Source organism: Herbaspirillum sp. Her3 (assembly GCF_057961275.1).
The window spans coordinates 3,259,023-3,271,406 of the sequence record NZ_CM176328.1 but is presented as its reverse complement, the minus strand read 5'-3'; the positions used below and the strand labels follow the sequence as shown (position 1 = coordinate 3,271,406).

Genomic DNA, 12,384 nt, shown 5'->3' with positions numbered 1-12,384 from the left:
CCCGTAGAAAAACAACCATGTCTGACCAGTCCGCCGACCCAACCGCTTCGCCCCCGCCCGCGCACCAGGCCCTGGATTTCTTCCTGGCGCGCCAGCCTATCCTGAGCCGCGAGCAAGACCTGATTGGCTATGAATTGCTGTTTCGCAGCGCCGCCTTCGGTCCGGCCAATGTGAAGGATGACGTCACGGCCACGGCGGCGGTGATCGCCCATGCTTCCGAGCTGGGCCTGTCCAACGTGATCGGCAACCTGCAGGGCTTCATCAATGTTGATGCGGCCGTGCTGATGAGCGACTTCATTTATTTCCTGCCGGCCGACAAGGTGGTGCTGGAGATCCTGGAGACGGTGCGTGTCACGCCCGAATTGGTGGTGCGGGTACGCGAACTGGTGGCTGCCGGCTACGTCTTCGCGCTGGACGACGTGGTGGCCGAGTCGCAGGAAATCGAAGAACTGCTGCCGCTGGTGAAGATCATCAAGATCGACGTGATGGAAGTCGATCCGAGCAAGCTGCTCAAGCTGTCGGTGCATTTCAAGCGGGCCCGCAAAGAGCTGCTGGCCGAGAAGGTCGAAACGCTGCAGCAATTCAATGACTGCATGACCTTCGGCTTCGATTTCTTCCAGGGCTATTATTTTGCCAAGCCGATGATCCTCCAGGGCAAGAAGCTGGAGGCATCGAAGATGATCATCATGCACCTGTTGACGCTCCTGGTGCGCAACGTCGACAACGCCGAGATCGTGCGCTACATCAAGCGCGACGTGGCCCTGTCGTTGACGCTGCTGCGGCTGGTCAACACGCCCGTCTACGGTTTCCAGAAGTTCATCGATTCGCTGGGCCAGGCGCTGATCGTGCTGGGTCGCCGCCAGCTCAAGCGCTGGCTGCAGATCCTGCTGTTTGCCAATACCGACAAGGATCGCGCCGACACCATGTCGCCGCTGATGATCCTGGCGGCCACGCGCGGCAAGATGCTGGAACTGGTCACATCCAGGATCCGTCCTGGCCGGCGCAAGATGTCGGAGATGGCCTTCACGGTCGGCATCATGTCGCTGGTGGACGCGCTCTTTGGCATGAGCATGGAAACCGTGCTGCGCCAGATCACCGTCAGCACCGAGATCCGCGAAGCCCTGCTGCGCCGCACCGGCTTCTATGGCACCGTGCTCAAGCTGGTGGAATGCACCGAGTTGCGCGCGCCCGACCAGGCCGAGATGCAGCGTCTGCTGGACGAGCTGCAACTGTCGGCAGACGATTTCTTCGCCGCTGAAAAGCAGGCCTTCGAATGGGGCAACAGCATCGCCAACAACAACATCGGCCAGCACGCCAGCATGCAGATGTCGGCGCCACCGGAAGGCTATATCGATGACGATGATGACGACGATGACTGAACGCGTCGACACTGAGGGCGGACAGGACTGCCTGTGAAAAAGGCTGCTTTTTGGCAGCCTTCTTCATTTTTACGTCCTTAAATCTGAATCTACTTGCTCCGCATGCGGCTCACCAGCCGACGCACCAGCCGCAACAGCCGAGCCCACGGCGCTCCCGGCCGGGGGGCGGCGATGCGGGCTGCCAGCGCGTGCCTGAGGTGGACGATGGAGGATTTTACGGCCTTGAGCAGGCGCTGCACCTGCTGCCAGCCGGCCGTGGCTTGCAGTTGCGCCGTGAGCCGGGCCTTCAGGGCCAGCAGGCGGTCGTGATAGCGCTGGAACCAGTCCAGCGAGAGCAGGCTGCGCCGCGTCAGGGCATAGATGCGCGCGACCAGGGCCGTGCCCAGCACTTTGGCGGTCAGGACGATGAACAGGCCCAGGGTAGGGTGGCCGTGCGTGATCGACAGCAGGGCCAGGATTTTGACCGGCAAGAGCAGCAAGGTCGGCGCCAGGAAGATCAGCAGCGCCGCATAGGGCGACAGTCGCTCCACCCAGCGCTGCAGCCGCACCAGCCAAGGCCAGTCGGGGATGCGGGCCAGCGCGGCCTGGGTGGTATCCCACAGCCATTCTTCCAGCATCAGCAGCAGGGCGGCGGTGTAGATCAGCGGCGCCAGCAGGCGTCGGCGCCAGCGGGGCGGCCGGCGCGGCGGCGGAGCGGAAGCAGTCATCCAGCGATCAGACGGCGCGCGCCTTGATGAGCGACAGCCAGCGGTCGCCCCACTTTACGTCGCTCATGCAGGAGGCATAGCCGGTCACGGTGCGGGCGGCGCGCTCGAGCAACTGGATGTCGGCTTCGTGCTGGCGCGCTACGTGTGGATCTTCCAGGAACAGGACGCGGCGGCACTGACGCTCCAGGATCAGTTCGGCAATCTGGGCGTCGCCCCCCAAGGGGCCGGAGAGGTAGGGCTTGACCCAGTTGCGTCCGGCTTCGCCCTTCATCTTCATGGCCAGCTGGTTGAGCAGGCCGCCGGTGGTGCCGGTGGCGCAGCGGAAGGCAAACTGGTCCAGCACCTCGAAATGCTTTTCGGCCAGTTCCAGCATGCGCGACTTCATGGCGTCGTGGGCGATGAGGGCAATGCCTTCGTCCTTCAGGTGGAAACGGTCATCGAGGAAACTGTCGGGCGCTGCGCCATTGGCGAGGTCTTCCAGCTCGAACCATTCCTGGGCGCCGGCCAGGGTCGAGAGGAAGGGCTTGCCGTGGATGACGCACTGGCGCTTGAGCGCCACCGCTTCCGGGAAGGTGGACGAGGGATCGACCGGATCGATCAGGTAGATCACCGCATCCAGGGTGCGCTCGGGATCGGGATCGACGGTGCGCGAGACCAGCTTCATCAGCCCGCCATGCCGGCCATAGGGGAAGCGCACCAGATGCGCATAGCCGGGCAAAAGGTTCATCTGGCTGATCGCATCCAGGGTGCGGCCGACCACGATCAGTTCGGGTTGCAGGCTTTCGATGCGATAGCGCGAACCGGTCAGCAACTGGACCAGGGCGGAATCCGAAGCGTCCTGATGGGCGCGGTTGGCGATGAGACCGATGCGATAGCGGGGAGCGATGGAAGACATGGGCGCAGGCAGGCGAGTGGGTGAAACCTGGCATGGCAGCCCATGCGCAGGCGCGAGTGCAGATTATCGCCGAGTGCGCGCCAAAGGGCGAGCCCGGCACAGTGCCACGCGCATTATTCGGCGCAACTGTACCGTTGCACGGCCCCGCATGCGGCTACAATCTACAATAAGCGTGAACCTGCATACCAACCCCACTCCAGCATGAACAAGGCTTTTGTAAAAGAATCCGACGGCGCCGACGACGATGACGAGATCGCCTTGCCGGCCATCCCGCCCGGCAGCAAGAATTACATGACCCCCCAGGGGCATCAGCGCATCAAGGATGAATTGCTGCACCTGATCGATGAAGAGCGGCCGGAGGTGGTGCGCGTGGTGTCCTGGGCCGCCTCCAATGGCGACCGCTCCGAAAACGGCGACTACCTCTACGGCAAGAAGCGCCTGCGCGAGATCGACCGCCGTATCCGCTTCCTGACCAAGCGGCTGGACAATGCCGAGGTGGTCGATCCTTCGGTGCATCATGGCAGCGACCAGATATTCTTCGGTGCCACCGTCACTTACGAAAACCAGCGCGGCGAAGAGCACACGGTGACCATCGTTGGAATCGATGAACTCGATCCCCTGAAGGGTCGCATCAGCTGGATTTCACCCGTGGCGCGGGCGCTGACCAAGGCGCGCGAGGGCGACGAAGTGGTGCTGCAGACGCCTTCCGGCGTGGAACAACTGACCATCCTGGAAGTAACCTATCCGGCGCCGCAGTAGCGGCCGTTGAGTCTGCTCAAGCCTGACCAACCCATGCCGTCGCCGCGCGCGCTTTCCGATGCGCCCGGCCTACCGAATTTCAATCCTCCACGAGAACGCTCCATGTCCATCGTTTTTGCCAGCCTGAACCACCCGCAGCGTGTCGTCCTGGCTGCCGAGGTGCATTCGCGCCCCTTTCTGCAGCTCACGCGCTCGGAAACCCTCACGCACCTGGCCGTCTACGTGCGCGAAGACGGCAACAGCGGCCGTCACGCCAGTGCCCAGCATGCCTTGCTCGATGAGCTGTGCACCCATTTCGGCGTGGTTGCGCCGGGCGGCGAGGCCAAGCACTTCTATCACGATTTCGGTCGTTTCCGCCTCAAGTGGGAATGCCACACCGAGTTCGCCACCTATACCTTCGCCCAGGCCCATGAAGAGGAGCTGTCCACCGAGCAGGCCTTCGCCCGCGCGCCGCTGGCGCATATCCCGCAGCAATGGCTGGTGAGCCTGAAGGGCAAGCTGATGGTGGCCGCGCATGTGGTGGTGGAGCCCGGTGCCGACGATCCGGCCGCGACGGCGCGCCAGATGCAGCGCATCTTCGAAGGCAAGCTGATGAGTTCCAGCAAGGTCTTGCAGGGCGGCGAGATCTGGACCGATTTCCAGATCCAGTCGGATGGCTTCTCGCGCTTCGTGGTGCGCGACATCGACTTGCGCGAGCTGCAGGGCGGGCGCCTGGCGCAGCGCATCCTGGAAATCGAGACCTACCGCATGATGGCGCTCTTGGGCCTGCCGCACGCCCAGCAGTCCGGCCCCTTGCTCAACGAGATCGAAGGCGATCTGGCGGCGCTGACGGCGGCCATGGTGCAGTCCGAGCAATCCACCACGGGTACGCCCGAAGAGATGGCCGAGGATGAGCGCATCCTGCGCAAGATCACCGGCCTGGCCGCACGTATCGAGAAACTGTCGCTGGAGAACAGCTACCGCTTTTCTGCCTCGCAAGCCTATTTCCGGCTGGTGCAGGCGCGCATCGAGGAATTGCGCGAGCAGCGCATCGAAGGCGTGCCGACCATCGGCGAATTCATGGAACGCCGGCTGGCACCGGCCATGAACACCTGCCAGGCCATCGCCCGCCGCCAGGAAGCGTTGGCCGAGCGCATCGCCCATACCAACGACCTGCTGCGCACCCGCATCGGCATCGTGCAGGAGCGCCAGAACCGCCAGATCCTGGAATCCATGAATGCCCGCGCTGCCCAGCAACTGAAGCTGCAACAGGCAGTGGAAGGCTTGTCTGTCGCGGCTATCTCCTACTACGTGATCGGCCTGCTGGGCTATGCCGGCAAGGCCGCCAAGGCGGCGGGCCTGCCCATCAATCCGGACCTGGCCACAGGTCTGGCCATGCCGGTGGTGGCCGCCTGCGTCTGGCTGGGCTTGCGGCGCATGCACAAGGGCCTGGGCAACCACTGAGCCGCAGCGCAAAGTACAACGGGGCGCACCGCCTGATGCGGTGCGCCCCGTTTGCAGGGAGCGTGGATGCAACCCGGGATCAGACGGTCGCGTTGATCTTGGCTTCGGCGCCGGCGACGGCCGCCTTGGCAGCTTCTTCGCCCATAGCCACGCCTTCAGCGACCACCAGCTCGACGTCGGTGATGCCGATGAAGCCGAGGGCGCTCTTGAGGTACTTGCCCTGGAAGTCCAGCGCTTCCATCGGGCCTTCGGAATACTTGCCGCCGCGCGAGAGGATGATGACGGCCTTCTTGCCGCTCACCAGGCCGACCGGACCGGTTTCGGTGTACTTGAAGGTGCGTCCGGCGCGGAACACGTGATCGATCCAGGCCTTCAGGGTCGAGGGCGGGGCGAAGTTGTACATCGGCACGCCGATGACGATGGTGTCGGCAGCCAGCAGTTCGTCCACCAAGGCGTCAGATTGCTTGATGACTTCTGCCTGCTCGGGGCTGCGCGCATCGGCCGGGGTGAAGAAAGCGCCCAGCAGCGCTTCGCTCAGGTGTGGCAGGGCATTGCTGGCCAGGTCACGGTGAGCGATCTTGCCGCCGGGGTTCTTGGCTTGCCATTGCTGGGCAAAGGAAGCGGTCAGTTGACGCGAGATGGAGCCGCCGGTACGGGCGCTGGAGTCGATGTGCAGCAGGGTGCTCATGGTGTGTCCTTTCGTTGTTCGGTGGGCAATGCACTCTGGTGAGGGTGCTTGCATTGGGTCAACGATACCCAGTTTTCATTTGTTGCAATAGATGCGAGAATCGCATTTCACTGATCCATTTTTGGTTGTAATCGAGACTGGCCATGCTAGACCTGAACGACATCTGGCTCTTCGTACACGTAGTGCGGGCCGGCAGCTTTGCCGCTGCCGGGCGCAGGCTGTCCATGCCGCCCAATACCATCAGCCGCCGCCTGCAGGCGCTGGAAGCGGCCATGGGCGTGCGTCTGCTGCAGCGCTCCACGCGCCAGCTCAACATGACGGCGGCCGGGCGCGAATTCTTCGAGCGCTGCGCACCGGGCCTGGAAGACATCGAACACGCCAGCGCCAGCCTGACCGACAGCCAGCGCGAGCCCTCCGGCAGCCTGCGGGTAGCGGCGCCCGTGGATTTCTTCGACAATTTCTCCATTGAGTGGATGCATGAGTTCATGCATCTCTATCCGAAGGTGCAGCTGGAGTTCGTGCTCAACGATGGCCGTGCCGACTTGATTGCCGAGGGCATCGACCTGGCCTTCCGTGGTGGCGTGCTGCCCGATTCCAGCCTGGTGGCACGCAAGCTGGTGCAGAGCCACATGGCCCTGATCGCCAGTCCGCGTTATCTGGAGCGCCAGGGCACGCCGCAGGCCCTGGCCGATCTGGTCGGCCATGCCTGCCTGGCGACCTCGCAGGCGTCACAGCATACGGTGTGGAAGCTGGAAGGGCCACACGGTCCGGAAAGCGTGCGGGTGGTACCGCGCCTGTGCATCAACACGGCGCAGGGGCAATTGCGTGCGGCCCGGGCCGGACTGGGCATTGCGCTGCTGCCGACCATGCTGGCCTCCGAAGATTTGCGCAACGGCAGCCTGGTCAACATCCTGCCGGATTACCAGCGCGACACCATGGGCTTTTATGCGGTGTACGTGCATCGGCGCCAGTTGCCCAGCGCGGTCAGCGCCCTCATCGAATTCTTCGCCGACAAGCTTGAGCGCGGCATTGCCGACAAGGGCGCGCAGGCCTGCCAGAAGCATCTGGAAGACGAGGCCAAGAGCGCAGCGGCGCAGGTCAAAGCGGCGGCCTGAAAAGCCGCATTATCCAACCCAATGACAAACGCCCGCATTGAGCGGGCGTTTGTCATGGCGGGCAAGCAAGGCTGAATTGAATCAGCCGCGTTCGCGCAGGATGCGGGCCACGCTGTCGATCTTGCGGATACCACGCATGAGGCGCGCCAGGTGGACGCGATCCTCGACCTGGATGGTAAAGCGCAGATACTTCATCGAGCCATTGCCGCCTTCGTCATCCATGGCTACCGAGACGATGTTGGCATCCGATTCGCCGATCTCGGCGGCGATGCGGGCCAGCGTGCCGCGCTCATTGTGGATCAGGATGGTGATGCGGCAATCGAAGCGGCGGTTCAGGTCGTGGCCCCAGACCAGATCGATCCAGCGGTCCGGCTCCTTCTCGTGCAGGCGCTTGGCGGTGTCGCACTCCTGGGTATGCACGATCAGGGTCTGGTCCGGCTTGAGGTAGCCGGTCAGGCGGTCGCCCGGGATCGGCATGCAACAGGGCGACAATTGCGCCGACGCGCCTTCGCTGCCGGTGATGACCACCGGGTCGGGCTTGTTGGGCAGCATGTGGCCTTCCGGATCGAGCTGCGGCACGCTCGCGCCGGTATCCATCATGGTCATGATGTGGCGCGCCACCAGCGGTGCCATGCGGGTGCCGATGCCGATCTCGGCATACAGGTCATCCATGGTCTTGGCGCTGGATTCGTTGAGCAGACGCTCTACGATATGGGAAGGAAGTTCAGGTTCAATGCCAAGCGTATGAAGAGCGTTGCCCAATAAGCGGCGTCCGACGGCTTGCGACTCGACGCGGTTGGCCGTGCGCAGGCGGTGGCGGATGGCCGAACGCGCCTTGCCGGTGCGCACGTAGCCCAGCCAGTTGGGGCTGGGGCGCGAGGTCGGCGAGGTGATGATCTCGACGATATCGCCATTGTGCAGCTCCGAACGCAGCGCGGCCGGTTCATGATTGATGATGGCCGAGGTGGTCTGGTCGCCGATGTCGGTGTGGATGCTGTAGGCGAAATCGAGCGCCGTGGCACCACGGGGCAGGGCGATGATCTTGGACTTGGGCGTGAAGACGTAGACCGAATCGGGGAACAGGTCGACCTTGACGTGTTCCAGGAACTCGGCCGAATCGCCGGTCTGCTTCTGGATGTCCAAGAGCGACTGCAGCCAGGCATGGGTGCGCTGCTGCAGGTCGGTGAGGCTGCCTTCGTCGTCCTTGTACAGCCAGTGCGCCGCCACGCCGGACTCGGCCACGCGGTGCATGTCGGTGGTGCGGATCTGGAACTCGACCGGCGTGCCGTAGGGGCCGATCAGGGTGGTGTGCAGCGACTGGTAGCCGTTCAGCTTGGGAATGGCGATGTAATCCTTGAACTTGCCCGGCATCGGCTTGAACAGCGAGTGCAGCGTACCCAGCGCCACGTAGCAGTTGGCAAAGCTGTCCACCACCACGCGGAAGCCGTACACGTCCAGCACCTGCGAGAAGCTCAGGTGCTTGTTGCGCATCTTGCGGTAGATGCCGTAGAGCGTTTTTTCGCGGCCATCGACCTGGGCCGGGATGCCGGCGGCGATCAGGGTGCTGGTGACGGACTCCATGATCTTGGTCACCACTTCGCGGCGGTTGCCGCGCGCGGCCTTGACGGCCTTGAGCAGGGTGCGATGGCGCAGCGGGTACAGGTGCGAGAAGGACAGCTCCTGCAGTTCGCGATAGATGTTGTTCAGGCCCAGGCGGTGCGCGATGGGCACGTAGACTTCCATGGTCTCGCGCGAGATGCGGCGCTTTTTCTCGGGCGGCATCGAGCCCAGCGTGCGCATGTTGTGCAGGCGGTCGGCCAGTTTGACCAGGATCACCCGCACGTCGCGTGCCATGGCCAAGAGCATCTTGCGGAAATTTTCCGCCTGCGCTTCGACCTGGCTCTGGAATTCGATCTTGTCCAGCTTGGATAAGCCATCCACCAGCGAGGCCACCGAGGCGCCGAAGCGCTCGATCAGCTCTTCCTTCTTGACGCCCTGGTCTTCCATCACGTCGTGCAGGAAGGCCGCCATCATGGCCTGGGCATCCAGTTTCCACTCGGCGCAGATCTCGGCCACCGCCAGCGGATGCGAGATGTAGGGCTCGCCCGACTTGCGCATCTGGCCCAGGTGCATTTCGTCGGCGAAGCGATAGGCTTCCTTGACCTTCTTCAGTTCGGAAGGGGTCAGGTACTCTTCGAGCTTGGGGATCAGATGGGCGAAGGTCGCCACGCCGCTGTGGGCGGCCGGGGCGACTTCGAGGGGAGTGGCGGTGCGGCCGGAACCGGCGGCACGTTTGGAGCTAGCAGCGGCTGATAAGGTGGAGTCGGTAGTGGTGAGGCTCATACTTGTCCGTTATCAGCTTCATGGACGGACCAGGATCAGGCCGGAACCTTCTTCAGCATTTCGATACCGACCTTGCCGGCGGCGATTTCGCGCAGGGCGGTCACGGTGGGCTTGTCGCGGGCTTCCACCTTGGGGGTGTGGCCTTGCAGCAGCTGGCGGGCGCGATAGGTCGCCGAGAGGGTCAGCTGGAAGCGGTTGGGGATCTGCTTGAGGCAATCTTCAATGGTAATGCGGGCCATGTGACACTCCTGAATGACGGTGTTGCGTGTGGATTGATGAGTCCGGCGCGGGGTTGCCCGTGCGCTGCTTGTGCGGCTCAGCTCGCGTGGATGCCCAATTGGGTGAACAAGTAGGCATTGCGGGCGGCTTGTTGCGGGAAGCGGCAGCGGGCGGCCTGGACGATTGCCGTCAGTTCGGACAAAGCGACGGCAAACTCTTGATTGATAATAACATATTCGAACTCCGGAGAGTGCGCGATTTCGCCGCCCGCAGCCAGGATGCGACGGGTGATGACGTGCGGTTCGTCCTGTCCGCGCTTCTTCAGGCGCTCTTCCAGGGCGCCAATGGAGGGCGGCAGGATGAAGATGCCAATCGCATTGGAGAACTGTTTCTTCACCTGCTGGGCGCCTTGCCAGTCGATTTCCAGCAGCACGTCGGTGCCGTTGGCGATCTGGTCGGCGATCATCAGGCGCGAGGTGCCGTAGTAGTTGCCGTGGACTTCGGCCCATTCAAGGAATTCGCCTTCGGCCTGGCGCTTCAGGAAGTCCTCCACATCAGTGAAATAATATTCACGTCCATGTTCTTCGCCCGGGCGCGGTGCGCGGGTGGTGTAGGAGATCGACAGCTTGATGGCCGGCTCCTGCTTGAGCAGGGCGTTGACCAGGGTGGATTTGCCGGCGCCGGACGGGGCGACCACCATGAAGAGGCTACCGGAAGTGGGTTTTTGGACAGGCATGGAGTCCTCGCTGAAAATGTCTTTTAACTAATCAATGTCTGGGTGGAATGGGGCGGTGGCCGCGTCATTCCAGATTCTGCACCTGCTCGCGCATCTGGTCGATCAGCAGCTTCAGCTCCATGGACGCATCGGCCAGCTCCTTGACGGCGGCTTTCGATCCGACCGTGTTGGCCTCGCGGTTCAGTTCCTGCATCATGAAATCGAGGCGCTTGCCGACCTGGCCGCCCTTTTTGAGGATGTGGCGGGTCTCGGCCAGGTGGGCCGACAGGCGCGCCAGTTCTTCGGCGATGTCGATGCGGATGCCGTAGAGGGTCACTTCCTGGCGGATGCGTTCCAGCGATTCTTCACGGGTGGCAACAGGAGCGGCGCCGTTCTGGGTCTGCAGGGCCAGGCCCAGGGCTTCGGTCATGCGTTCGGTGGCTTTTTGCTGGAATTGCTCGACCAGTTGCGGCACCAGCGGGGTGATGCGCGCCACGATGGCTTCCATGGCGTCCACCCGTGCCAGGATCACGGCTTGCAGGGCCGCGCCTTCACGGGCACGCGATTCGACGAAGGCGTCCAGGGTCTGCTGCATGGTGGCTAGGATGTCGGCCTGCAGGGTTTCCTGGCTGATTTCGGCTTCTTCCATTACGCCGGGCCAGCGCAGCAGTTCGTTGATCGACAGCGGTGCAGCATCCGGGAATTGCGCGCGCAACTGGTCTTGCAGGCCGGCCAGCTGGGCCACCAGGGTGTGGTTCAAGGCCTGGCTGTTGCCGCTGGCGACCTTGCGGCCGAAGGACAGGCGGCATTCCACCTTGCCGCGCACCAGGCGGCCCATGATGGCTTCGCGCAGCATCGGTTCGACCGCGCGCAGGTCATCGTTGATGCGGAATTGCAGGTCGAGGAAACGCGAATTGACGCTCTTCATTTCCAGGGTGACCGTGCCGGCAGTGGTTTCACGGGTGGTGACGGCATAGCCGGTCATGCTGTAGATGGTCAAGGTCGGGACTCCATAAAGCGGGCGGGCGACGCAGCAGGGCTGCGCCAGCGCATCGGGTTGCGGGCGGGGGCGGGCAGGGAAGGCAAATGGCCGATGCCGCGACGGCGGGCATCGTGTTCCTTTACAATGCCGGACTTGAACGTTCCGGCACCGCCTGTGCGGTCTGCCCGGGTGCCACCCGGTCGGAGCCCGCATTTTAATGAAGATTGGCGGCGCCGCGCTATCAAAAACATCAATCCGGCGGTTTTTGGCGGCGATTGGCCGTCGGCAAGCTGCATTTCGCTGCTGCCGGCCTTTCGTCGACCCGTTACCTGCCCAGCTTCGCTCAGCAAAAGACAAGGATCACCATGACAGCTTCCCATCGCCCCAGCGGCCGCAGTGTTTCGCAATTGCGCGACGTGCGCCTGACCCGCCAGTACACCAAGCATGCCGAAGGCTCGGTGCTCGTGGAATTTGGCGATACCCGGGTGCTCTGCACCGCCTCCATGGAGGAAAAGGTCCCCGGCTTTCTCAAGGGTAAAGGACAAGGCTGGCTGACCGCCGAATATGGCATGCTGCCGCGCTCCACCCACACCCGTATGGACCGTGAAGCCGCCAAGGGCAAGCAGTCCGGCCGCACCCAGGAAATCCAGCGCCTGATCGGCCGCGCCCTGCGCGCCGCTTTTGACCTGGAAGCCTTCGGCGAGCGCACCCTGCAGCTGGACTGCGACGTGCTGCAAGCTGATGGCGGCACCCGTACCGCCGCCATTACCGGCGCCATGGTGGCCGCTTATGACGCGTTCACCGTGCTGCAGTCGCGTGGCCTGATCGAGGCTATCCCAGTCAAGCAATTCGTGGCGGCGATCTCGGTGGGCGTCTACCAGGGCGTGCCGGTGCTGGACCTGGACTACCTGGAAGACTCGGATTGCGATACCGACATGAACGTGGTCATGACCGACGCCGGCCACTTCGTCGAAGTGCAGGGCACGGCCGAAGGTGCGGCGTTCGACCGCGCGACTCTGAACAGCCTGCTGGACCTGGCCCAGCAGGGCATCGCCACGCTCAACGGTTTGCAGAAGCAGGCCCTGGGCCTGTAAGCCGCGGCGACGCGCCGGCGCAAATGGCCGTACAATGCGGCTCAG

Annotated in this window: 12 protein-coding genes; 5 read left to right on the top strand and 7 right to left on the bottom strand. The window is 63.5% G+C overall.

The genetic code is table 11. The features are described from left to right. Positions 1-17 precede the first annotated feature (17 nt). Entirely contained in the window at positions 18-1,379 is a 1,362-nt protein-coding gene (locus ACVC5H_RS14850) for an EAL and HDOD domain-containing protein (protein ID WP_489618609.1), read from the top strand. A gap of 89 nt (positions 1,380-1,468) precedes the next feature. On the opposite strand, the gene ACVC5H_RS14845 is transcribed toward ACVC5H_RS14850, so the two are convergent. Then, positions 1,469-2,086: a hypothetical protein gene (locus ACVC5H_RS14845; protein ID WP_489618608.1), complete on the bottom strand. Its 618-nt coding sequence runs from the start codon at positions 2,084-2,086 to the stop codon at positions 1,469-1,471. 7 nt (positions 2,087-2,093) lie between these two features. Beyond that, complete coding sequence (locus ACVC5H_RS14840) at positions 2,094-2,981, bottom strand: methylglyoxal synthase (RefSeq protein WP_489618607.1); 888 nt, start codon at positions 2,979-2,981, stop codon at positions 2,094-2,096. 201 nt (positions 2,982-3,182) lie between these two features. Between ACVC5H_RS14840 and greB the strand changes: the two genes are divergently transcribed. Together greB and ACVC5H_RS14830 are read left to right on the top strand one after the other, a co-directional pair. Then, positions 3,183-3,740 carry a transcription elongation factor GreB gene (greB, locus tag ACVC5H_RS14835; protein WP_489618606.1) on the top strand — a complete coding sequence of 186 codons (558 nt, stop codon included), beginning with the start codon at positions 3,183-3,185 and terminating at the stop codon, positions 3,738-3,740. A gap of 102 nt (positions 3,741-3,842) precedes the next feature. After that, positions 3,843-5,183 carry a DUF3422 family protein gene (locus ACVC5H_RS14830; RefSeq protein WP_489618605.1) on the top strand — a complete coding sequence of 447 codons (1,341 nt, stop codon included), beginning with the start codon at positions 3,843-3,845 and terminating at the stop codon, positions 5,181-5,183. Between the two features lie 79 nt (positions 5,184-5,262). On the opposite strand, the gene ACVC5H_RS14825 is transcribed toward ACVC5H_RS14830, so the two are convergent. Continuing rightward, on the bottom strand, positions 5,263-5,871 hold the full coding sequence (locus ACVC5H_RS14825; protein WP_489618604.1) for an FMN-dependent NADH-azoreductase: 609 nt from the start codon (positions 5,869-5,871) through the stop codon (positions 5,263-5,265). 143 nt (positions 5,872-6,014) lie between these two features. Here ACVC5H_RS14825 and ACVC5H_RS14820 point away from each other — a divergent pair, with 143 nt between their 5' ends. Further along, positions 6,015-6,986: a LysR family transcriptional regulator gene (locus ACVC5H_RS14820; RefSeq protein WP_489618603.1), complete on the top strand. Its 972-nt coding sequence runs from the start codon at positions 6,015-6,017 to the stop codon at positions 6,984-6,986. Between the two features lie 81 nt (positions 6,987-7,067). On the opposite strand, the gene ACVC5H_RS14815 is transcribed toward ACVC5H_RS14820, so the two are convergent. From ACVC5H_RS14815 to ACVC5H_RS14800, 4 genes are all read right to left on the bottom strand, one after another. Next, positions 7,068-9,329: a RelA/SpoT family protein gene (locus tag ACVC5H_RS14815; protein ID WP_489618602.1), complete on the bottom strand. Its 2,262-nt coding sequence runs from the start codon at positions 9,327-9,329 to the stop codon at positions 7,068-7,070. 35 nt (positions 9,330-9,364) lie between these two features. After that, on the bottom strand, positions 9,365-9,568 hold the full coding sequence (gene rpoZ, locus ACVC5H_RS14810) for a DNA-directed RNA polymerase subunit omega (RefSeq protein ID WP_338719369.1): 204 nt from the start codon (positions 9,566-9,568) through the stop codon (positions 9,365-9,367). A gap of 77 nt (positions 9,569-9,645) precedes the next feature. Further along, positions 9,646-10,284 carry a guanylate kinase gene (gmk, locus tag ACVC5H_RS14805; RefSeq protein ID WP_489618601.1) on the bottom strand — a complete coding sequence of 213 codons (639 nt, stop codon included), beginning with the start codon at positions 10,282-10,284 and terminating at the stop codon, positions 9,646-9,648. Positions 10,285-10,348: 64 nt separating this feature from the next. Beyond that, positions 10,349-11,263, bottom strand: a complete 915-nt coding sequence (locus tag ACVC5H_RS14800) for a YicC/YloC family endoribonuclease (RefSeq protein WP_489618600.1) — start codon at positions 11,261-11,263, stop codon at positions 10,349-10,351. Between the two features lie 347 nt (positions 11,264-11,610). Between ACVC5H_RS14800 and rph the strand changes: the two genes are divergently transcribed. Continuing rightward, entirely contained in the window at positions 11,611-12,339 is a 729-nt protein-coding gene (gene rph, locus ACVC5H_RS14795; RefSeq protein ID WP_489618599.1) for a ribonuclease PH, read from the top strand. The last annotated feature ends 45 nt before the right edge of the window (positions 12,340-12,384 follow it).

Excerpts from the sequence above, each read along its gene's own strand:
- ACVC5H_RS14850 (WP_489618609.1), top strand. The coding sequence starts at position 18 with ATGTCTGACCAGTCCGCCGACCCAACCGCTTCGCCCCCGCCCGCGCAC.
- ACVC5H_RS14845 (WP_489618608.1), bottom strand. The coding sequence starts at position 2,086 with ATGACTGCTTCCGCTCCGCCGCCGCGCCGGCCGCCCCGCTGGCGCCGA.
- ACVC5H_RS14840 (WP_489618607.1), bottom strand. The coding sequence starts at position 2,981 with ATGTCTTCCATCGCTCCCCGCTATCGCATCGGTCTCATCGCCAACCGC.
- greB (WP_489618606.1), top strand. The coding sequence starts at position 3,183 with ATGAACAAGGCTTTTGTAAAAGAATCCGACGGCGCCGACGACGATGAC.
- ACVC5H_RS14830 (WP_489618605.1), top strand. The coding sequence starts at position 3,843 with ATGTCCATCGTTTTTGCCAGCCTGAACCACCCGCAGCGTGTCGTCCTG.
- ACVC5H_RS14825 (WP_489618604.1), bottom strand. The coding sequence starts at position 5,871 with ATGAGCACCCTGCTGCACATCGACTCCAGCGCCCGTACCGGCGGCTCC.
- ACVC5H_RS14820 (WP_489618603.1), top strand. The coding sequence starts at position 6,015 with ATGCTAGACCTGAACGACATCTGGCTCTTCGTACACGTAGTGCGGGCC.
- ACVC5H_RS14815 (WP_489618602.1), bottom strand. The coding sequence starts at position 9,329 with ATGAGCCTCACCACTACCGACTCCACCTTATCAGCCGCTGCTAGCTCC.
- rpoZ (WP_338719369.1), bottom strand. The coding sequence starts at position 9,568 with ATGGCCCGCATTACCATTGAAGATTGCCTCAAGCAGATCCCCAACCGC.
- gmk (WP_489618601.1), bottom strand. The coding sequence starts at position 10,284 with ATGCCTGTCCAAAAACCCACTTCCGGTAGCCTCTTCATGGTGGTCGCC.
- rph (WP_489618599.1), top strand. The coding sequence starts at position 11,611 with ATGACAGCTTCCCATCGCCCCAGCGGCCGCAGTGTTTCGCAATTGCGC.